This window comes from uncultured Allobosea sp., from assembly GCF_945956895.1.
In the GTDB taxonomy this organism is placed as follows: domain Bacteria; phylum Pseudomonadota; class Alphaproteobacteria; order Rhizobiales; family Beijerinckiaceae; genus Allobosea.
In genome coordinates this window covers 71,905-89,852 of sequence record NZ_CAMFJF010000015.1, presented here as the reverse complement: position 1 = coordinate 89,852, position 17,948 = coordinate 71,905, and the positions used below count along the sequence as shown (strand labels likewise).

Below are 17,948 nucleotides of genomic sequence, written 5' to 3'. Positions count from 1 at the left end.
CCATGCCGCGCCCCAAGCTTCTCTTCGTCGCTACTGAAGACTGGTTCTTCGCCTCGCATTTCCTGCCGATGGCGCGGGCTGCGCGCGAGCTTGGCTTCGACGTCGCGGTGATCGCGCGCGAGCGCAACCACCGGCGGGCGATCGAGGCGACCGGCGCCCGGCTGATCGGGCTGGAGGCGGAGCGGCGCAGCCTCGATCCGCGGGCGCTGTTCAGGCAGGTCGCGGCGCTGAAGCGCCTGATCGCGGCGGAACAACCCGACATCCTGCATTGCATCGCGCTGAAGCCGATCGCGCTCGCGGGGCTCGCCGGCAAGCTCGCCGGTGTCGAGCGGCGGGTCTATGCGCTGACCGGGCTCGGCTTCCTCGGCGCGAAGCAAGGTGCGCTCGCGGCGGCGGCGCGTTTCGCGGCGATCACCTGGTTGCGCGGTGCGATCGACGGGCCGCGGGTGCGGTTCCTGTTCGAGAACCCCGACGATCCCGTGACGCTGGGGCTCGACCCGCAGGATGGCACGAAGGTCGCAATCGTCGGCGGCGCGGGCGTCGACCCGTTGATCCTGATGCCCTCGCCGATGCCGCCGGCGCCGCCGCTCAAGGTCGCGCTGGTCGCGCGCATGCTCTGGTCCAAGGGCGTCGATCTCGCGGTTGAGGCCGTCCGGCTCGCGCGGGCCGAGGGCGCCAAGGTCACGCTTACCATCCATGGCGCGCCCGACCCGTCCAATCCCAAGGCTATCCCCGAGACGACGCTGAAGGAATGGGCGGCGCGGCCGGGCATCACCTGGGCTGGGCCGACGCGCGATATCGAGGGCGTCTGGAAGGCGCATCATCTCTGCATCCTGCCCTCGCGCGGCGGCGAGGGCCTGCCGCGCACGATCCTGGAGGCGGCTTCCTGCGGCCGGGCGATCCTGACCACGGATGTGCCGGGCTGCCGCAGCTTCGTTCGGGACGGACAGGACGGCATGGTCGTGCCGGCCGATGATGCGGCGGCGCTGGCCGGGGCGCTCGTCACCCTCGCCGGCGCTCCCCGTCTCGCCGAACGCATGGGCGAGAGTGCTCGCGCGCGTCTGCTCGACGGACATACCGAGCGCGACGTGATGAATGGAGTGAAGGCGCTTTATCTCAGTCTGCTCGGCCTTGCAGTGCCGGACGCCGCAGCATGAGCGGCGAGGCCATCCTCGATCGCGAGGCCTTCATCCGCGCGCATACGCGGCTCTTGCCGGTGCCGTATGCTCCGGAGATTTCCTTGCATGTCGCCGAGGAAGCGACAGAGCTCTGGCAGAAGACCGAGGATGAGCTTGCCGTGATCGGCCTGCCGCCGCCCTTCTGGGCCTTCGCCTGGGCGGGCGGGCAGGCGCTGGCGCGCTATCTGCTGGATCACCCCGGCATCGTCGCCGGCCGCCGTATGCTTGATTTCGCCTCAGGCTCCGGCCTGGTGGCGATCGCGGCGGCAAAGGTTGGAGCGGCGCCGGTCGAGGCCTGCGATATCGACGGTTTCGCGGCGGCGGCGATCGGCATCAATGCTACAGCCAATGGGGTCGCGGTGACATCGCGCTGCGAAGACCTGATCGGCTGCGACGAAGGCTGGGACGTCGTCTGCGCGGGGGATGTCTGCTACGAGCGCGACATGGCCGAGCGGGTTGTCGATTGGCTCGCCGGGCTGTCGGCGCGGGGCGCGACGGTGCTCATCGGCGATCCCGGCCGCAGCTATCTGCCGCGCGGCAAGCTGGAGGCGGTCGCGAGCTATGAGGTGCCGGTGACGCGCGCGCTGGAGGATGCCGAGATCAAGCGCAGTTCGGTCTGGCGGCTCGCCGGGTAGGCATATGCACCGGGGCCTGCCCCCTCTCCCCTTGCGGGAGAGGGCTGGGTGAAGGGTCGCGCGACGATTCCCGTCATTGCGAGGAGCGTCAGCGACGAAGCAATCCAGGGGGACGTAGAGCTCTGCCGCCCTTGGATTGCTTCGCTGCGCTCGCAATGACGGATAGGGCAGTGCGACCCCTCATCCGGCCCTTCGGGCCACCTTCTCCCGCAAGGGGAGAAGGGAAAGGCTCACGCTGCGCGCCGCCGCGCCGCTCCGATGCTGCCGGCTGCTCCGCCCTGCTCGGTCCGGAAGGCTGCGACCAGTCGGTTGAGCTGCTCGATCTGGTCGAGCAGGACCCGTGCGGAAGCGGCGCTCTCCTCCGCCAGCGCGGCGTTCTGTTGGGTGATCTCGTCCATGTGGCTGACGGTCTGGCTCATCTCGTCGATGCCATTGGCCTGTTCGCCGGAGGCCGAGGCGATCTCCTCGACCGTGCTGGAAACCTTGGCCGAGGCGGCGACGATGCGGTCAAGCGTTTCGCCGGCCTGGCGGACGAGCTTGACGCCTTCGGCAACCTCCGCGTCCGAGGACGAGATCAGGCTGGTGATGTCCTTGGCGGCGCCGGCCGAGCGCTGCGCCAGCGCCCGCACCTCGGCAGCGACGACGGCGAAGCCGCGCCCGGCATCGCCGGCGCGCGCCGCCTCGACAGCAGCGTTGAGTGCCAGGAGGTTGGTCTGGAAGGCGATGCCGTCGATCACGTCGGTGATCTCCGAGATGCGCTTCGAAGCGCCTTCGATCCTGGCCATCGCCTCGACGGCCTCGCGGACGATGTCGCCGCCGGTGCGCGCGACATTGCGGGCTTCGTCGGCGAGCGAAACGGATTCGCGCGAGGCCTGGGTCGAGGTCTTGACTGAAGCCGCGAGCTGCTCGGTCGTCGCCGCGCTCTGTTCCAGGGCCGAAGCCTGCTGCTCGGTGCGCATCGAGAGGTCCTGTGCACCGGTGCTGATCTCCTGCGAGGAGGAGGCGATCGCGAACGAGGTCGCCTTGATGGTGCCGACCATCTCCTGGAGACGCGCCATCGCGCCGTTGAAATGATCGCGGATCTCGGAATATTCGGCTGGTATCTCGGCGCTCATGCGATAGGTCAGGTCGCCTTCGGCGAGGGCTGCCATGCTCTGGCTGACGCAGGCGATGGCCTGGTCGCGCTCGGCCGCCTTGGCCTGCTCGATGGCGCGAGCCTCGGCCTCGGCCTTCAGCCGGGCTTCCTCGGAGGCTTCGAGATAGACGGTGATGGCATAGTCCATGTCGAGCATGGCGGCCTTGACGATGGCCCCGATCTCGGCCGAGCGCTCGGCGGCACCTGACATGCGCTTGCCGAGCGCGTTCTTCGGCCAGCGGGCTTCCAGCACGCCGGCGAGCAATTTCTCCAGGATCAGTGCATAGCCGCCGATATACCAGCGTGGCTCCAGCCCGATCCGGGCATGGATCTGCCCGACCTTCGTGACGGCACCGACATAGTGCTCGTCGAACCGGCCCGTGGCGATGCTGTTCCAATGCGTGCGCTGGCGCTGCTTGGCGTTCTCGATGTGCTGCTCGCTGCCGAAGAAGGCCCGGGTCTCCGGAAAGCTGCGGAGCTGTGCGTAGAAGGCATCGAGCGCGGCAGGGATGGCGGCATCCAACGTGTCGCCGACATCGTGGATGCGGTCCTGGGCGGCCTGATCGAGGCCGATGAACGCCAGGCGCCTGGCGAGATGATCGGGTGCGGACATGAAACGGAGATTCCGGGTTGGGCGTGATGGTTGTGGTTGGTCTCCCCTCTCGCGCAGCGCGGGTTAATAGCTGGTGATGGCAGGATTGATCCTGATCAATCCGGTTGCGGCCCAATGCCTCAGTTGCCGACGTCGCCGGTTTCGTGCTTGTCGAGGAACGCTTCCACCGGCAGGTGGCGGAAATCGGCGAGCGCGGCGCGCAGACGGACATGCTCCCAGTCCCACCAGGCCAGGGCCTGCAACCGCTCGGCGACATCCTCCGGAAAACGCTGCCGCACCGGCCGGGCCGGATTGCCGGCAACGATGGTGTAGGGCGCGACATCCTTGGTGACGACGGCGCCGCCTGCGACCACCGCGCCGGTGCCGATATTGCGGCCGGCGAGTACGATGGCGCCGTGGCCGATCCAGACATCGTGGCCGATGGTGACGGCATGCGCGCGCCGCCAGTCGAAGAAGGCTTCGTCATCCTCGGCGTCGTCGAAATAGGCGGCGGCGCGATAGGTGAAATGCGACTGGCTGGCGCGATGCATCGGGTGGTTGCCGGGGTTGATCCGGGTCATCGCCGCGATCGAGCAGAACTTGCCGATTGTCGTGTAAATGACATTCGCGTCGTTCACGACATAGGAGTAGTCACCCATCGTCGACTCGGCGAAGATGGTGCGCGCACCGATGGCGGTGTAGCGGCCGAGCGTCGCCTGCCTCACCTGGGCGGTCGGGTCGATCAGCGGTTCGAGTCCCAGCTTCTTCGCGGCCATGTCCTTATCCTCTCCTGATATCGCGCCCCCCGCCGTGCAGACGGGTGTGCTCGTTCTCGTGGTCGGTCCGTCCGGAGCGGGGAAGGACACGCTGATGGAGGCGGCGCGGGCCGAACTCTCGACCGATCCGCGCTATCGCTTCGCCCGCCGGCTGATCACCCGGCCGGCCATGGCCGGGGCCGAGGATCACGATTCCTGCGACGAGGCGGGGTTCCGCGAAATCGAAGCGAATGGCGGGCTTGCCCTGAGCTGGCAGGCGCATGGGCTGAGCTACGGCATTCCGGCCGCGGAGCTTTCCGGCATCGGCGCGGGCGGCGTGGTGATCGTGAATGTCTCGCGGGCGGCGATCGCGGTGGCCGAGCGCCTGGCGCAGCGCGTGGTCGTGCTCAACATCACCGCGCCGGTCGCGGTGCTGGCGCAGCGACTGGCAGCGCGCGGACGCGAGAGCGAAGCCGATATCGCGGCGCGGCTGAAGCGTGAGGCGCCGCTGACGGCGGAGCGTGCCGAGATCGTCACGATCATGAACGACCGGAGTGTCGCCGAGGCGGCGGAGGAACTGCTGGCCGTGTTGCGGGGATTTGGTCGATAGCAACGGCAAATGCCGCATCGCAGGCATCTCGCCGCCGTCATGCACGGGCTTGACCCGTGCATCTCCTGAAAGAGATTCTCGGGTCTGCGCTACGCTTCGCCCGAGAATGACGGATCGGTTCGGCAAAGAATGCTCACCCGAACGAATAGGAATCGAGCAGGCGGAAGCGGCCGGCGCGGTCGTCCTGCCTGAACAGCGCGAAGCGGTCGATTCTGACCGGGTCCGCCGGCACGGCGGCGGCATGGGCGGTCTCAAGCGCCTGCTTCACCGGTCCCGCCTGTTCCGCCGGCAGAGAGCTGGTCAGCGTCATGTGGAAGCGGAAGGCATCGCCGACATAAGGGTAGCCATAGGCTTCGAGATAGGCGTGCTGCGCCGGGGTCAGCGGGCTCTTGAGGCGTCGTGCCTTGTCCGCCTCGGACAGCGGCGCGCGGAAGAGTTCGAAGGCCTGCACCGTTGCGAAGGCTAAGCGCTGTAGGGCCTCGCTCGGCTCGGACGGTGTCAGTGCCACGAAGGAGCCGAGGGCCGTGACGCTCAAGCCCGCCAGCTCCACGGCATCGAGCCCGGCGGCATGGTTGCGGGCGAAGGCGCGCAACTGTTCCTCGCTGCGGCCATGGGCAAGCTCGAAAGGTGCCTTCAGCGTGGCGTGGAAGCCGTAGCGACGGGGCTCCTCTGTAAAGGCCGGCCATAGGGTTGGATCGCGGCCTGGCGGGACCGCGAGAGGCAGGTCCTCTCCGGTCAGCGCGTCATAGCCGAGCGTCGTGCTGCCGAAGCGCCAGAGGGCGCTGTCGGCAGCGGGGGCGTAATAGACGGCGTAGCGCGGCTTGCTCAAAATGCGCGCTCGCCCTGTGACCAGACCGCGGCGAGAACCGGCGTCGCGCCCAGCACCTTGAAGCGGACGAGATCGGCGCGCAGCCCCGTCTTGAGATGGCCGCGATCCCGGAGGCCGAGGATATCGGCGACCTTCCAGGTGACCATGCCCATCGCCTCTGGCAGCGCGATGCCATGGTCGGCATTGAGCTTGACCACGGCCTGGAGCAGGCTCGCCGGGACGTAGTCTGACGAGAGGCCATCCAGGAGGCCCTTTTCGGCGAGTTCGGAAACCGAGACGCCGCCGGAATGCGAGCCGCCGCGCACGACGTTCGGCGCGCCGGCGACCGTGGCGAGGCCGTGCTGCTTGGCGGCGGCGGCGGCCTCGACCGTGGTCGGGAATTCCGAGATCACCGCGCCGGAGGCGACGCCTTCCTCGACATGCTCGGGGATCGTGTCGTCATGGGTTGCGAGCGGTATGCCGCGCGCGCGGAAGATGTCGACCACGGCCTGCCAGTTCTTGGCGACATTGGCAGCGCCTTCGCGCTGGCGCAGCACCACGTCCTCCTCGAACTCCGCGACCGTCTTGCCGTTGCCGACGGCATAGGTCTTGAGGTGCTGGAGATCGCGCCACTGGCGCTGGCCGGGGGTGTGGTCCATCAGCGAGACGAGCTGGACCAGCGCGTCGTCCTGATAGGGCTCAATGTCTTCCAGCAGCTGCGGGCTCGTCAGTTCGCAGCGCATGTGGATGCGGTGGTCGATGCGGAAGACGTTTTCGCTCTTGCCATAGGCCAGGGACTTCATGACATCGGCAAAGATGTCCTTGCGATAGTCCTTGGCCGAGAAGGGCGTGCCGGCGCAGACGGCATCATAGACGGTGGTGACACCCGCCGCGGCCATCTGCGCGTCATGGACCAGCGCCGCCGCCAGTCCGTTCGGCCAGAAGACCTTCGGGCGCGGCATGAAATGCTTTTCCATGTTGTCGGTGTGCATCTCGACGAGGCCCGGCGCGACATAGTCGCCGCCGACATCGATGGCGCCGGGCAAGGAGGACTTGCCCTGGTCGACGGCCGTGATGCCATTCGCGTCGAAGGCGATGGTGCCGGTGACGACCTCGTTCTCGAGGATCAACCTGGCATTGGTGAGAACGGTCTGCATCGTCAGGCCTTCCGGAAAGCGGTGATGTCGAGATAGCGCGTCGCAACGCGTTCGCGAACCGCCTCGTCATGGAAAATCCCGACGATTGCCGCGCCGGCGGTGCGCGCCTCGGCGATGAGTTCGACGACGACGTCGCGGTTGGCGGCGTCAAGTGAGGCGGTCGGCTCGTCGATCAGCATGATCGCCGAGGGATCGACGAAGGAGCGGGCAATGTTGACGCGCTGCTGCTCACCGCCGGAGAAGGTGGCGGGCGCGAGATTCCAGAGCCGCTCGGGCAAGTTGAGTCGGGCGAGCATGGCCTTGGCGCGTTCGGTCGCGGTCTCCGGTGTGGCGCCGCGCGCAAGCAGCGGGTCGCGGACGATGTCGAGCGTCGAGATACGCGGGATCACGCGCAGAAACTGCGAGACGAAGCCGAGCGTGCGGCGGCGGATGTCGAGCACGGTGCGCGGCACGGCGGCGACGATATCGACCGGGCGCCCGGCATGGGTGATGCGGATCGCTCCGCTCGTCGGCTTGTAGTTGCCGTAGAGGATGCGCAGCAGGCTCGATTTGCCGGCGCCGGAGGCACCGGCCAGCACCAGCGCCTCGCCGGCCTCGACATGGAAATTGACGTTGTCGAAGACGGGCAGACGCGCTCCGCCCTGGTTGTGCAGGGTGAAGGTCTTGGCGACGTTCTCGACCTGAATCATCGTGGTCATGGGGTCAGTGCCTTGTGCCGGCGAGGTGACGAAGGTGTGACGGGCGAGGGCTCGTCATGCTCGGGCTTGACCCGAGCATCTCAGGCAGGAGAAGCGCCCCTTCCTGCACGAGATTCCCGGGTCTGCGCTGCGCTTCGCCCGAGAATGACGCTCTGCTTTCCTTACACACTCAGCACCGCCGAGGTGAGAAGCTGCGTATAGGCGTGGTGCGGATCGTCCAGCACTTGGTCGGTCAGGCCCTGCTCGACGACGCGGCCGTCCTTCATCACCATCAGGCGATCGGTCAGGAGTCGGGCGACGGCAAGGTCGTGCGTGACAATGATCGCCGCGAGCCCGAGATCGCGCACCAGCACGCGCAAGAGGTCGAGCAGGCGGGCCTGTACGGAGACATCGAGGCCGCCGGTCGGCTCGTCCATGAAGACGAGGCGGGGTTCCGAGACCAGCACGCGGGCGATCTGCAGGCGCTGCTGCATGCCACCGGAGAACTGGCGTGGCCGGTCGTCGATGCGGGCGCCGGCGATTTCGACGCGCTGGAGCCAGTCGAGCGCGCGCTCGCGGATCTGGCCGTAATGCCGGTCGCCGCGATCCATCAGCCGCTCGCCGACATTGCCGCCGGCGGTGACGTCCATGCGCAACCCGTCGCGCGGGTTCTGGTGGACGATGCCCCAGGCCGTGCGCATCAGGCGGCGGCGCTCCTGCTCGGAGACAGAGTAGATGTCGAGCGGCTCGGCGCCGCCACGGAACAGCACCTCGCCTTCGTCGGGCTTGTCGATGCCGGCGAGGCAGCGCAGCAGGGTCGATTTGCCCGAGCCGGATTCGCCGACGATGCCGAGCACCTCGCCCGGCCAGAGATCGAAGGAGACATCGGCGCAGCCGATGCGCTCGCCATAGAAGCGGCTGACGCCGTCGACGGAGAGCAGGGGGGCGGGTTCGAGATCGAGCTCGGCCGCTGCGACATGCAGGGTCATGGGGTGGTCTCCTCGACCAGGCCGCTCGCGGCGGCATCGCCCAGCATGGTGCCGCGATGGCCTTCCGCCCGGCGGGTCTCGCAATAATGGCTGTCGGAGCAGACGAACATGCGTCCGCCCTGGTCGTCGATCACGACCTCGTCGAGATAGCTGTCGCCCGCGCCACACAAGCCGCAGGGCTGCGTCCAGCTCTGGATGCGGAAGGGATGATCCTCGAAATCGAGGCTCTTCACGCTGGTATAGGGCGGCAGCGCGTAGATGCGCTTCTCGCGGCCGGCGCCGAAGAGCTGGAGCGCGGGCGACATATGCATCTTCGGATTGTCGAATTTCGGGATCGGCGAGGGCGCCATCACGTAACGGTCGTTGACCATGACCGGATAGTCATAGGTCTTGGTGATCTCGCCATAGCGGGCGATGTCCTCGTAGAGCTTGACCTGCATCAGCCCGTATTCAGCCCAGGCGTGCATCTTGCGGGTCTCGGCCTCGCGCGGCTCCAGACGGCGCAAGGGTTCGGGCGTCGGCACCTGATAGACCATGACCTGTCCGCTCTTCAGCGGCGCTTCCGGGATGCGGTGGCGGGTCTGGATGATCGTCGCCTCATCCGTCGCCTCGCAGGTGCGGGCATCGGCAGTGCGCTCGAAGAACCTGCGGATCGAGACGGCGTTGGTGGTGTCGTCGGCGCCCTGATCGATCACTTTCAGCGTATCGGCCGGACCGATGATCGCGGCGGTGATCTGGATGCCGCCGGTGCCCCAGCCGCGAGCCAGGGGCATCTCGCGCGAGCCGAAGGGCACCTGATAGCCGGGCACCGCGACGGCCTTGAGCAAAGCGCGGCGGATCATCCGCTTGGTCTGCTCGTCGAGATAGGCGTAGTTATAAGCCGGTTTGGTATCGTCCGCTGGCATCTGATGGACGGTCATTCCGCAGCCTCCGGCATCGTATCGGGCTCTTTGGCGCCCTGTTCCTGTGCAAGCCGCTCCTCGCGCTCCCTGCGGATGCGGCGGATCAGTTCGAGCTCGCCCTGGAAATCGACATAGTGCGGCAGCTTGAGATGCTCGACGAAGCCCGCCGCCTCGACATTGTCGGCGTGATAGAGGACGAATTCGTCCTGCTGCGCCGGGTAGTTCGTCGCCTCGCCGAAATCGCGCGCCTTCAGGGCGCGGTCGACCAGTGACATCGACATCGCCTTGCGCTCGCTATGGCCGAAGACGAGGCCGTAGCCGCGGGTGAACTGTGGCGGGACGTCCTTCGAGCCCTGGAACTGGTTGACCATCTGGCATTCGGTCAGGGTGACGTCGCCGAGATCGACCGCAAAGCCCAGCTCCTCCGGCACGAATTCGACCGCGACCTCGCCGACGCGGACCTCGCCGACGAAGGGATGCGTGCCGCCGAAACCGCGCTGCACGGAATAGCCGAGGCCGAGCAGGAAACCCTCGTCGCCACGCGCCATCGATTGCAGGCGCACGTCGCGGTCGGCCGGGAAGGAAACGGGATCGCGGGTCAGGTCGAAGGGGCGCGGATCGCCTTCCGGCGGCTCCTCGGCTTCCATCAGGCCTTCGGCGCCGAGGATGTCGGGCACGCGCGGCATGGTGGTGTCGAGCGGGGCTCTGTCCTTCTCCCCTTGCGGGAGAAGGTGCCCCGAAGGGGCGGATGAGGGGTCGCGCAGGTCGGAAACGTTGGCGCCCGTCTTTGAGGACATATCGGAAGCGTCGCGCGACCCCTCACCCCAACCCTCTCCCGCAGGGGGAGAGGGGGCGCGTTGAGGTTCCGTCTCCATCAACGCAAAATCGAAGAGCCGATGCGTATAGTCATAGGTCGGGCCGAGCACCTGCCCGCCGGGCAGGTCCTTGTAGGTGGCCGAGACACGGCGGCGGATCGCCATCTGGGCGGTGTCGAGCGGCTCGGAGGAGCCGAAGCGCGGCAGCGTCGTGCGATAGGCGCGCATCAGGAAGGCGGCCTCGATCACATCGCCCTGAGACTGTTTCAGCGCGAGCGCGGCGAGATCCTGATCGTAGAGCGAGCCCTCGTTCATCACGCGGGCGCAGGCCAGAGCCTGCTGCTCGCGAATCTGGGCGACGGTGATTTCCGGCACGGCCAGGTCGCCGCGGCGCGCTTCGGCGACGAGATCATGCGTGGCGAGGATGGCGGCTTCGCCGCCTTTGACGGCAACGTACATCAGCGGGCCTCTTCAACTTGTGTCGAGCGCGGCAGGCCGATCAAGCCCTCGCCATGGACGAGCAGGACATCGACGCCGAGCGGATAAAGCGCACGGTTCTCGCGCAGCTCGTCGGTGAAGCCGGCGCGCAGGCCTTGCGGCGTGATGGTGCGCGAGCCGAGGATGCCGGGTCCGGCCAGAGTGAGGGCGGGGCCGTTCTCTAGCGCCGCGACCTGCACGATCACCGTGGTCGAGCGATCCGGGAACTGGTCCGTGCCGAGGTCGAAGGCCGAGAGCTTCGGCTGATCCGCCGTGCCGTCGATGACAGCGAAGGTGGCATCGGCGGGATCATCGACGAGCGCGGCGCCGCAATGGAAGCGCAGCCAGGCGCCGGCCGGGCCGTTGCGCAGGGCTTCCGGCAGCCAGACTGGGGTCTCGTAATCGGCGAGCGTCAGCAAGGCGGTCGCCGTCGCGGTCGCGAGACCTTCCGGCGGCGTGATCTCGCCTGCGACCTGTTGCAACATGCCGGGTTCGGAAAGAGCGGCGAGCAGGGCGCGGAAGGCGGCCTGCGACTGGAAGACGGGATCGGCGAAGCCGGGAGCGATCATGGTTTCAGCCGGCATCACGAGCCCCTGACCAGTGTGAAGAAGTCGACCTTGGTCGCTGCCGCCTTGCGCGAGGCGAGGTCGCGGGCGGCCGCCTGCTGCGCCGCGAGGGCCGCGATGCCCTGATGCAGGCCGCTGTCTTCGGCCTCGTCCTGGAGGCGGGCATCGAGCAGGGCGGCGAGCCGCGCCTTCCGGCCGTCGCGGCCGAGCGCATAGGAGAAGCCCATCCGTCCGTTGGAGAGACGCACGACGCAGCGCGTCACGGTGGCTTCGCCGAGATTGAAGCGGCGGCCGGCGCCGCCGGCGCGGCCTTCGACCATCACGGTGCCGGTCTCCGGCGCCTTCAGCAGGTCATGGTCCGGCGGATCGCCGAGCAGGGTTTCAATCTCGCTGCGGGAGGCGCGCGCCAGCGTCGCCATCCAGCTTTGCCTCGGGGTTCTTGGGCTCATCGGCGCGGGCTCGCTGGTCAGTTCCGAATGTCTAGACTATGCTAGGGGAGTTGATGACAAAGGTCTATACTTTTTGAGCGACAATTCGATGACGGATGCGGTACTGGCGGAGCGTGACGGGGGAACGGCCTGGCGGCGCATCGCGGACGAACTGGCGGATGCGATCGGGCGCGGCGAGTACAAGCTCGGCGATACACTGCCGGCCTCGGTCGCGCTGGCGGAGCGCTACGGCGTGCATCGCCATACGGTGCGGCAGGCGTTTCGCCATCTGGCCGATCAGGGTCTGGTGACGGTGTCGCGCGGGCGCGGCACGCAAGTGACGGCGCCGCGCTTGCCCTATCCGATCGGTCGGCGGGTCAGCATGCGCACCAATATGGGCAAGCTCGGCATCACCGGCACGAGCCGCATGCTGACGGCCGAGGTGGTCGTGGGCGAGGTGGTGGCCTGCACGGCGCTCAAGCTGAAGACCGGGACTCCGCTTTGGTGCGTGCGTGGCGTGAGTCTTGCCGACGGCGTGCCGATGGGGACCGGTACGCATTGGCTCTCGGTCGAGCGCTTCCCGGATTTCGACCGGGCCTATCGCGAGGCGGGGGGCTCGATCACGGCCGCCTTCAAGATCTACGGCATCACGGATTACGTGCGCCTGTCGACGCGATTGACGGCGCGGCTGGCCGATGAGCGCGAGGCCGGGCTGCTGGAAATCGCGCCCGAGGCGGCGGTGATGATCTCGATGGCGGTCGACGCGCTGCCGGATCTGACGCCGATTCACCTCGTCACCAGCGTCTTCGCCGCCGAGCGCATGGAGATGGTGATCGAGCCGTTCGCGGATTGAAGCGAGGTGCCGCGCTTCGTCATGGTCGGGCCTGTCCCGACCATCCACGTCTTCCTTTGTCGAGGACGGTGTTCAAGACGTGGATGCTCGCCACAGGGGCGAGCATGACGGTGGGTAGAAGACTCGATCTTTCCGGGTCTGTCGCTGTCTTCACCTCGCCCGGCGGCCGATGATCGCGAAGCGCAGCTTGCCCGACAGGAAGTCGATGGCCGAGACCGCGGCGAGGACCAGCAGGATCAGGAAGGAGACCTGCTGCCATTCCAGCGTGCGGATCGTCTCGGCGAGATAGAGGCCGATACCGCCGGCGCCGACGATGCCGATGATGGTCGAGGAGCGCGTGTTCGACTCGATGTAGTAGAGCACCTGGCTTGCGATCACCGGCAGGACCTGCGGCAGCAGGCCGAAGCGGATTTCATGCGCCTTGCCACCGCCGGCGGAGGATACTCCCTCGACCGGCTTGCGGTCGGCCGCCTCGATCGCTTCCGAATAGAGCTTGCCGAAGGCGCCGAGGTCGCTGGTCATGATCGCGAGCATGCCGGCGAAGGGGCCGAGGCCCACGACATTCACCCAGATCAGCGCCCAGATCAGCGCATCGACGCCGCGAACCGTGTCGAGCGAGCGGCGGGCGAGAAAATGCACGACGCGGTTGGCGACGACGTTGCGCGCCGCGATGAAGCCGAGCGGCAGGGCAAGAATGGCGGCGAGCACCGTACCGAGGAAGGCGATGGCGATAGTCTCGAACAGCGCCTTCACGAAAATGATCGCGCGCGCCCAGGAGCCGGGATCGGGCGGCAGCATCAGCACGACGAAGGTGCCGAGATTGCCCAGGCCCGCGACGAGCTCCCAGAGCGAGGTCTCGAGCGTCGTCAGCCCGTACAGGAAGAATCCGGCGAGCACGGCGATGGTACCGATGGTCGCGAGCTTGGTCTTGAGCGAGCCGCGGATCGCGGCCTCGTGGCGGCGCAGGATGTCGGCGCGCTCGGTTGTCGAGAGGGCGAGGCTCATCGGCCATGCTCCAGGCTGAGGAGGGCGTGGCGCAGCCGTTCGGTGCCGTAGTCGATCAGCATGACCGCGACGATGATCAGCAGCAGGATGGCGCTGACATCGGTGAAGTAGAATTTGCGGATGGCTTCGATCAGGTCCTGGCCGATGCCGCCGGCGCCGACGAAGCCCATGATTGAGGCGCCGCGGACATTGATCTCGAAGCGCAGCAGCGCGTAGCTGGCGAAGTTCGAGAGGACCTGTGGCACCACCGCGAAGCGCACGATCTGCCACCAGCTGCCGCCGGCCGCGGTGATGCCGTCGACCGGCTTGAGGTCGATATTCTCGACCACTTCGGAGAAGAGCTTGCCGAGCGCGCCCATGGTGTGGATCGCGATGGCGAGCACGCCGGGCAGCGGGCCGAGGCCAAAGGCGATGACGAAGATCAGCGCGAAGACGATCTCGGGAACGGTGCGGCAGAATTCGAGATAGCGGCGCACCGCGAAGCGCAGCCAGGTGGCGCGGCCGAGATTGGCAGCGGCGGCGAAGCAGAACAGGAAGGCGCCTGCGACGCCGAGGATCGTGCCGATATAAGCGATGAGCACGGTCTGCCAGAGCAGCTTCAGCCAGCCCTTCAGGCCCCAGTACCATTCGGCGAGGTCAGAGCCGAGGCTGGCGAGCCGGAGCGTCGGCAGCGTCTCGTAGATGTATTTCGGAAAGCGGTTGATGTTCTCGAAGAACTTGGCGAGATCGACTTCGGCACCGCGCGCCGAGAGCAGCACGCAGGCGATGAAGACGGCGATGCCGATCAGGGCCTGCCGGCGCTTGGCTGCGGAGGCCTGCCGATAGGCCTCGGCATGGGCCCGGATGGCCGGGGCGTTGCTGTCGATCGCGAGGGTCATGGAATTGCGTCCGTTGCCGGAGAGGGCGCCAGGTGGCGCCGCAGCCGTCATGCTCGCCCTTGTGGCGAGCACCCACGCCTTGAGCCCCGCATGTGATCAGCGCAGCGAAGGCGTGGATGGTCGGGACAAGCCCGACCATGACGGCGAGAGCAGGCGTGCTGCTTACGACGACTTCTTCTTGCGGAGGTCGTCGACGAACTTGTTCAGCTCGATGATCGGGTCGTAGGCCTTGTTGTCGACGGCAACGAGCGGGCCCTGCTTGCCTTCATAGATCTTGTCGAAGGCGGCCTTGTCCTTGCTGGCGAGGTTCAGGACGGCGTCGCGGATCTTGGTCTTCAGCTCTTCCGGCATGTCGGTGAGATAGGCCATCGGCGAGTTCACGATCTGCTCGGACTTGAAGATGATCCGGAAGTCCTCGGCCTTGGCCATGTTCTTGCGGGCCATGCGCTGCAGGTTCGATTCCTGCTCGTCGTTCCACCAGTTGGCGGCGATGTCGACCGTGCCCTGCTGGAGCGCGATGATCGCGTTCTCGTGGCTGCCGGTATAGACGACCTTCGAGAAGAAGGTTTCCGGCTCGATCTTCATGCCGTTCAGCGCGAAGCGCGGCACGTTGTTGCCGGAGGTCGAGTTCGGGTCGACGAGGCCGAGATTCTTGCCCTTGAGGTCCTCGACCTTCTGATAGGGCGAGTCCTTCTTCACATAGAACACCGAGTGATAGCCCTTGGTGCCGTCGAGGTTGGTCTCGATGGCGAAGGCATCGACCTTGGCGCCGGTCATGCGGGCGCGGGCGAAGGAGGACGGGCCATAGGAGGCGATGTGGATGTTGCCGGTGCGCTGGCCCTCGATGATCGCGGCGTAGTCGTTGGCGATGCGCAGCGTGACCTTGGTGCCGAGTTCCTTGGCGAGATACTGCACGAAGGGGGTGTAGCGCTCGGTGACGCCGGAGGCGTTCTCAGAGGGGATGATCGCGAAGACGAGCTCGGGATACTTGGCCTTCCAGTCCTGGGCGAAGGCGGGCATCGCCGACATGGCGAGGCCGGCGACGGCGAGCTTGAGGGTATGACGACGGGTCAGCATCGATGTGCTCCTGGTTGCAGTCGTAGTCGGGACGGTCTTCTCGCGGCGCCGGCCTTCGGGCCGGCCCGGCGATCTCTGGAAATCAGGCGATCTTCTGGCGGGCGCGCTTCGCCTCGGAGGCGGCGATGGCGTCGAGCGCATCCAGCGCCTCGGCGCCGGCATCCTTGGCCTCGATGCCGTAGAGTTCGGCGGCGATCTCGCGGGTCAGCGCCTGCGGCGCATCGTCGAACACGACCTTGCCGGCGGACATGCCGATCAGGCGGTCACAGTATTTCGCGGCGATGTCGAGATCGTGCAGGTTGCACATCACGGTGATGCCGTCCTCGCGATTGATGCGGAACAGTGCGTCCATGACGACCTGGGTGTTGCGCGGGTCGAGCGAGGCGATCGGCTCGTCGGCGAGGATGATGCGCGGCTCCTGGACGAGGGCGCGGGCGATGGCGACGCGCTGCTGCTGGCCGCCGGAGAGAGTCTCGGCACGCTGCGCCAGGAGATGGCCCATATCGAGACGCTCGAGCGCCGCGATGGCGCGGATCTTGTCGTCCTCGGAGAAGCTCTTGACCAGGGTCAGCGCCGCCGAGCGATGATTCAGACGGCCGAGCAGGACATTGGTCAGCACATCGAGACGGCCAACGAGATTGAACTGCTGGAAGATCATCGCCGTGTCGCGGCGCCAGCGCCGGAGCGAGGCGCCCTTCAGGCCGGTGACGTCCTGCTCCGCGCAGACGATCTTGCCGGAGGTCGGCTCGGTCAGGCGGTTCAGCATGCGCAGGAGCGTCGACTTGCCGGCGCCGGAGGGGCCGATGACCCCGACCATTTCTCCCTTCGGCACGGTCAGGGTCACGGTGTCGACCGCGTTCCTGTCGCCAAAGCGCTTGGTCAAGCCTTCGATGCGCAGCATGAAATGGTTCTCGGGCACGATGCGGGCATGAGCCCATTCCCGTCCGGCCAAGGCTGGAGGGTCAGGCGTCTCGATCGCCGCGAGCCCTATCGGCTGCGGATGACAGCGGCGTGACAGGATGTGGAAGGTCTCGAAAGGAGCAATTGCGCCGCCGCGAGCCGGTCAACGTTTCGTGAGGTCTCTGAAATGTGCTTGGACGATCCGCGGCTTGTCGTCAGGATGAGCGTGGATGTTTGTGTGCGGCGGAGATGCCCGTGGCGGAGGGCCTCTGAACGGCAAGCATCTTGCATCGATGCCTGCGAGGCCGGATCGATGCGGCATCGGCGCAAAAGCCTTTGTTTTTGTGCCGCTGTGGCGCGCCGGCATCTTAGCAACGCCTTTCGTTCCATTTAAGACTAATGGGCGGCAACGGAGCCTCCAGCCTGATGAAGCGGTTCGTCCTTCTTGTTCTCGTTGCTGCCGTCGCGGGCGGTGGTTATTATGCCTACCGCAACCAGCGTGCCGGCACGCAGCAGGCACAGGCCAGCGCGGTTTCGGGGCCGCGCGGCGTGCCGGTCGAGGTCGCATCCATCGAGCTGGCGACCGTCAACGAGGAGGTCGAGGCGCTCGGCACGCTTGCTGCCGATGAATCCGTGGTGATCGCGCCGGAGATCGCCGGCCGCGTCGTCTTCCTCGGCTTCAAGGAAGGCGAGCGCGTCAAGGTGGGCCAAGAGCTGGTCAAGCTCGATACCGCGATCCTCGATGCCGAGCTCAAGCAGGCGATGGCCGATCTGGGTCTCGCTCGCGATACCAATGACCGGCTCAGGGGGCTGGTCTCGCGTGGTTCGGGCACGCAGGTTGCGCTCGATGAATCCGCCGCGAAGCTCGCTTCCACCGAGGCCCGCGTCCAGCTCGCCAAGGCCAAGCTTGCCCAGTCGACCATCGTGGCGCCGTTCAACGGCGTCGTCGGCCTGCGCTCCGTCGGTGTCGGCGACTATGTCTCGGTCGGCAAGCCGCTGATCACACTGACCAGCATCGATCCGATCAAGATCGATTTCCGCGTGCCCGAGATCTATCTCAGCCGCCTCAAGACCGGCCAGCCCGTGCAGATGAAGGTCGATGCGGTGCCGGACCGCAGGTTCCAGGGCCAGATCTACGCGATTGATCCGGTGGTGGACGTGAACGGCCGGGCGATCCGCCTGCGCGCCAGCATCCCCAACGCCGATCTCGCGCTGAAGCCCGGTCTCTTCGCCCGGCTCGCCATCACCGTCGACCAGCGCGAGAACGCGATCCTGGTGCCGGAAATGGCGGTGGTGCCGGATGCCGTCGGCAAGATGGTCTATGTCGTCGACAAGGGTAAGGCGAAGCGCGTCACCGTCGAGCTGGGCAAGCGCCTGCCGGGCAAGGTCGAGATCGTCAGCGGGCTGAAACCCGATATGCAGATCATCACCGCCGGCCAGATGCGGCTGCGCGACGGCGCGATCATCGTGATCAAGGACAAGGTCGTCCAGACGAGCCAGCTCTAGGACTG

19 protein-coding genes are annotated in these 17,948 nt (G+C 67.0%); 5 read left to right on the top strand and 14 right to left on the bottom strand.

Translation table 11 applies throughout. The annotated features are described in order from the left end of the window. Positions 1 to 2: 2 nt before the first annotated feature. Together Q0Q02_RS11540 and Q0Q02_RS11535 are read left to right on the top strand one after the other, a co-directional pair. On the top strand, positions 3 to 1,157 hold the full coding sequence (locus Q0Q02_RS11540) for a glycosyltransferase (RefSeq protein ID WP_293809503.1): 1,155 nt from the start codon (positions 3 to 5) through the stop codon (positions 1,155 to 1,157). Next, complete coding sequence (locus Q0Q02_RS11535; protein ID WP_293809502.1) at positions 1,154 to 1,813, top strand: methyltransferase; 660 nt, start codon at positions 1,154 to 1,156, stop codon at positions 1,811 to 1,813. Before Q0Q02_RS11540 ends, Q0Q02_RS11535 begins: the two co-directional genes overlap by 4 nt. Before the next feature lie 230 nt (positions 1,814 to 2,043). Here the strand turns inward: Q0Q02_RS11535 and Q0Q02_RS11530 are convergent, their stop codons facing one another. Beyond that, entirely contained in the window at positions 2,044 to 3,561 is a 1,518-nt protein-coding gene (locus Q0Q02_RS11530; RefSeq protein WP_293809500.1) for a globin-coupled sensor protein, read from the bottom strand. Between the two features lie 119 nt (positions 3,562 to 3,680). Then, positions 3,681 to 4,316: a chloramphenicol acetyltransferase gene (locus Q0Q02_RS11525; protein WP_293809498.1), complete on the bottom strand. Its 636-nt coding sequence runs from the start codon at positions 4,314 to 4,316 to the stop codon at positions 3,681 to 3,683. On the opposite strand from Q0Q02_RS11525, the gene phnN reads away from it, so the two are divergent. After that, the gene (gene phnN, locus Q0Q02_RS11520; RefSeq protein WP_293809496.1) at positions 4,315 to 4,905 is read left to right on the top strand and encodes a phosphonate metabolism protein/1,5-bisphosphokinase (PRPP-forming) PhnN; all 591 of its coding nucleotides are present in this window, start codon (positions 4,315 to 4,317) and stop codon (positions 4,903 to 4,905) included. The two genes, Q0Q02_RS11525 and phnN, sit on opposite strands and share 2 nt — an antisense overlap. 133 nt (positions 4,906 to 5,038) lie before the next feature. On the opposite strand, the gene Q0Q02_RS11515 is transcribed toward phnN, so the two are convergent. The 8 genes from Q0Q02_RS11515 to phnG form a co-directional block, all read right to left on the bottom strand. Continuing rightward, positions 5,039 to 5,734, bottom strand: a complete 696-nt coding sequence (locus Q0Q02_RS11515; RefSeq protein ID WP_293809494.1) for a DUF1045 domain-containing protein — start codon at positions 5,732 to 5,734, stop codon at positions 5,039 to 5,041. After that, positions 5,731 to 6,870, bottom strand: a complete 1,140-nt coding sequence (locus Q0Q02_RS11510; protein ID WP_293809492.1) for an alpha-D-ribose 1-methylphosphonate 5-triphosphate diphosphatase — start codon at positions 6,868 to 6,870, stop codon at positions 5,731 to 5,733. The genes Q0Q02_RS11515 and Q0Q02_RS11510 overlap by 4 nt, the downstream gene beginning before the upstream one ends. A gap of 2 nt (positions 6,871 to 6,872) precedes the next feature. After that, positions 6,873 to 7,568, bottom strand: a complete 696-nt coding sequence (phnL, locus tag Q0Q02_RS11505; RefSeq protein WP_293809490.1) for a phosphonate C-P lyase system protein PhnL — start codon at positions 7,566 to 7,568, stop codon at positions 6,873 to 6,875. Between the two features lie 161 nt (positions 7,569 to 7,729). Beyond that, on the bottom strand, positions 7,730 to 8,536 hold the full coding sequence (gene phnK / locus Q0Q02_RS11500) for a phosphonate C-P lyase system protein PhnK (RefSeq protein WP_293809488.1): 807 nt from the start codon (positions 8,534 to 8,536) through the stop codon (positions 7,730 to 7,732). Then, positions 8,533 to 9,456: an alpha-D-ribose 1-methylphosphonate 5-phosphate C-P-lyase PhnJ gene (locus Q0Q02_RS11495; protein WP_293809486.1), complete on the bottom strand. Its 924-nt coding sequence runs from the start codon at positions 9,454 to 9,456 to the stop codon at positions 8,533 to 8,535. The genes phnK and Q0Q02_RS11495 overlap by 4 nt, the downstream gene beginning before the upstream one ends. Further along, positions 9,453 to 10,712 (bottom strand): carbon-phosphorus lyase complex subunit PhnI, encoded by a 1,260-nt coding sequence (locus tag Q0Q02_RS11490; protein ID WP_293809484.1) that lies wholly within the window; start codon positions 10,710 to 10,712, stop codon positions 9,453 to 9,455. The genes Q0Q02_RS11495 and Q0Q02_RS11490 overlap by 4 nt, the downstream gene beginning before the upstream one ends. Then, complete coding sequence (phnH, locus tag Q0Q02_RS11485; protein WP_293809482.1) at positions 10,712 to 11,314, bottom strand: phosphonate C-P lyase system protein PhnH; 603 nt, start codon at positions 11,312 to 11,314, stop codon at positions 10,712 to 10,714. The genes Q0Q02_RS11490 and phnH overlap by 1 nt, the downstream gene beginning before the upstream one ends. After that, positions 11,314 to 11,745, bottom strand: a complete 432-nt coding sequence (gene phnG, locus Q0Q02_RS11480; RefSeq protein WP_293809481.1) for a phosphonate C-P lyase system protein PhnG — start codon at positions 11,743 to 11,745, stop codon at positions 11,314 to 11,316. The genes phnH and phnG overlap by 1 nt, the downstream gene beginning before the upstream one ends. 88 nt (positions 11,746 to 11,833) lie before the next feature. Between phnG and phnF the strand changes: the two genes are divergently transcribed. Then, complete coding sequence (gene phnF, locus Q0Q02_RS11475; protein ID WP_293809479.1) at positions 11,834 to 12,577, top strand: phosphonate metabolism transcriptional regulator PhnF; 744 nt, start codon at positions 11,834 to 11,836, stop codon at positions 12,575 to 12,577. Positions 12,578 to 12,727: 150 nt separating this feature from the next. Here the strand turns inward: phnF and phnE (Q0Q02_RS11470) are convergent, their stop codons facing one another. The 4 genes from phnE (Q0Q02_RS11470) to phnC form a co-directional block, all read right to left on the bottom strand. Then, a complete protein-coding gene (gene phnE, locus Q0Q02_RS11470) occupies positions 12,728 to 13,582 on the bottom strand; it encodes a phosphonate ABC transporter, permease protein PhnE (protein ID WP_293809477.1) in 855 nt (284 codons plus the stop codon). Next, positions 13,579 to 14,460 (bottom strand): phosphonate ABC transporter, permease protein PhnE, encoded by an 882-nt coding sequence (gene phnE / locus Q0Q02_RS11465; protein ID WP_293809475.1) that lies wholly within the window; start codon positions 14,458 to 14,460, stop codon positions 13,579 to 13,581. The genes phnE (Q0Q02_RS11470) and phnE (Q0Q02_RS11465) overlap by 4 nt, the downstream gene beginning before the upstream one ends. 162 nt (positions 14,461 to 14,622) lie before the next feature. Further along, the gene (phnD, locus tag Q0Q02_RS11460) at positions 14,623 to 15,537 is read right to left on the bottom strand and encodes a phosphonate ABC transporter substrate-binding protein (RefSeq protein ID WP_293809473.1); all 915 of its coding nucleotides are present in this window, start codon (positions 15,535 to 15,537) and stop codon (positions 14,623 to 14,625) included. Positions 15,538 to 15,619: 82 nt separating this feature from the next. Beyond that, positions 15,620 to 16,438 (bottom strand): phosphonate ABC transporter ATP-binding protein, encoded by an 819-nt coding sequence (phnC, locus tag Q0Q02_RS11455; RefSeq protein WP_293809471.1) that lies wholly within the window; start codon positions 16,436 to 16,438, stop codon positions 15,620 to 15,622. Positions 16,439 to 16,863: 425 nt separating this feature from the next. On the opposite strand from phnC, the gene Q0Q02_RS11450 reads away from it, so the two are divergent. After that, positions 16,864 to 17,943, top strand: coding sequence for an efflux RND transporter periplasmic adaptor subunit (locus Q0Q02_RS11450; protein ID WP_293809469.1), 1,080 nt, complete (start codon positions 16,864 to 16,866; stop codon positions 17,941 to 17,943). The last annotated feature ends 5 nt before the right edge of the window (positions 17,944 to 17,948 follow it).

Coding starts and splice junctions, on each gene's coding strand:
- Q0Q02_RS11540 (WP_293809503.1), top strand. CDS start 3: ATGCCGCGCCCCAAGCTTCTCTTCGTCGCTACTGAAGACTGGTTCTTC.
- Q0Q02_RS11535 (WP_293809502.1), top strand. CDS start 1,154: ATGAGCGGCGAGGCCATCCTCGATCGCGAGGCCTTCATCCGCGCGCAT.
- Q0Q02_RS11530 (WP_293809500.1), bottom strand. CDS start 3,561: ATGTCCGCACCCGATCATCTCGCCAGGCGCCTGGCGTTCATCGGCCTC.
- phnN (WP_293809496.1), top strand. CDS start 4,315: ATGTCCTTATCCTCTCCTGATATCGCGCCCCCCGCCGTGCAGACGGGT.
- Q0Q02_RS11525 (WP_293809498.1), bottom strand. CDS start 4,316: ATGGCCGCGAAGAAGCTGGGACTCGAACCGCTGATCGACCCGACCGCC.
- Q0Q02_RS11510 (WP_293809492.1), bottom strand. CDS start 6,870: ATGCAGACCGTTCTCACCAATGCCAGGTTGATCCTCGAGAACGAGGTC.
- phnL (WP_293809490.1), bottom strand. CDS start 7,568: ATGACCACGATGATTCAGGTCGAGAACGTCGCCAAGACCTTCACCCTG.
- phnK (WP_293809488.1), bottom strand. CDS start 8,536: ATGACCCTGCATGTCGCAGCGGCCGAGCTCGATCTCGAACCCGCCCCC.
- Q0Q02_RS11495 (WP_293809486.1), bottom strand. CDS start 9,456: ATGACCGTCCATCAGATGCCAGCGGACGATACCAAACCGGCTTATAAC.
- Q0Q02_RS11490 (WP_293809484.1), bottom strand. CDS start 10,712: ATGTACGTTGCCGTCAAAGGCGGCGAAGCCGCCATCCTCGCCACGCAT.
- phnH (WP_293809482.1), bottom strand. CDS start 11,314: ATGCCGGCTGAAACCATGATCGCTCCCGGCTTCGCCGATCCCGTCTTC.
- phnG (WP_293809481.1), bottom strand. CDS start 11,745: ATGAGCCCAAGAACCCCGAGGCAAAGCTGGATGGCGACGCTGGCGCGC.
- phnF (WP_293809479.1), top strand. CDS start 11,834: ATGACGGATGCGGTACTGGCGGAGCGTGACGGGGGAACGGCCTGGCGG.
- phnE (WP_293809477.1), bottom strand. CDS start 13,582: ATGAGCCTCGCCCTCTCGACAACCGAGCGCGCCGACATCCTGCGCCGC.
- phnE (WP_293809475.1), bottom strand. CDS start 14,460: ATGACCCTCGCGATCGACAGCAACGCCCCGGCCATCCGGGCCCATGCC.
- phnD (WP_293809473.1), bottom strand. CDS start 15,537: ATGCTGACCCGTCGTCATACCCTCAAGCTCGCCGTCGCCGGCCTCGCC.
- phnC (WP_293809471.1), bottom strand. CDS start 16,438: ATGCTGCGCATCGAAGGCTTGACCAAGCGCTTTGGCGACAGGAACGCG.
- Q0Q02_RS11450 (WP_293809469.1), top strand. CDS start 16,864: ATGAAGCGGTTCGTCCTTCTTGTTCTCGTTGCTGCCGTCGCGGGCGGT.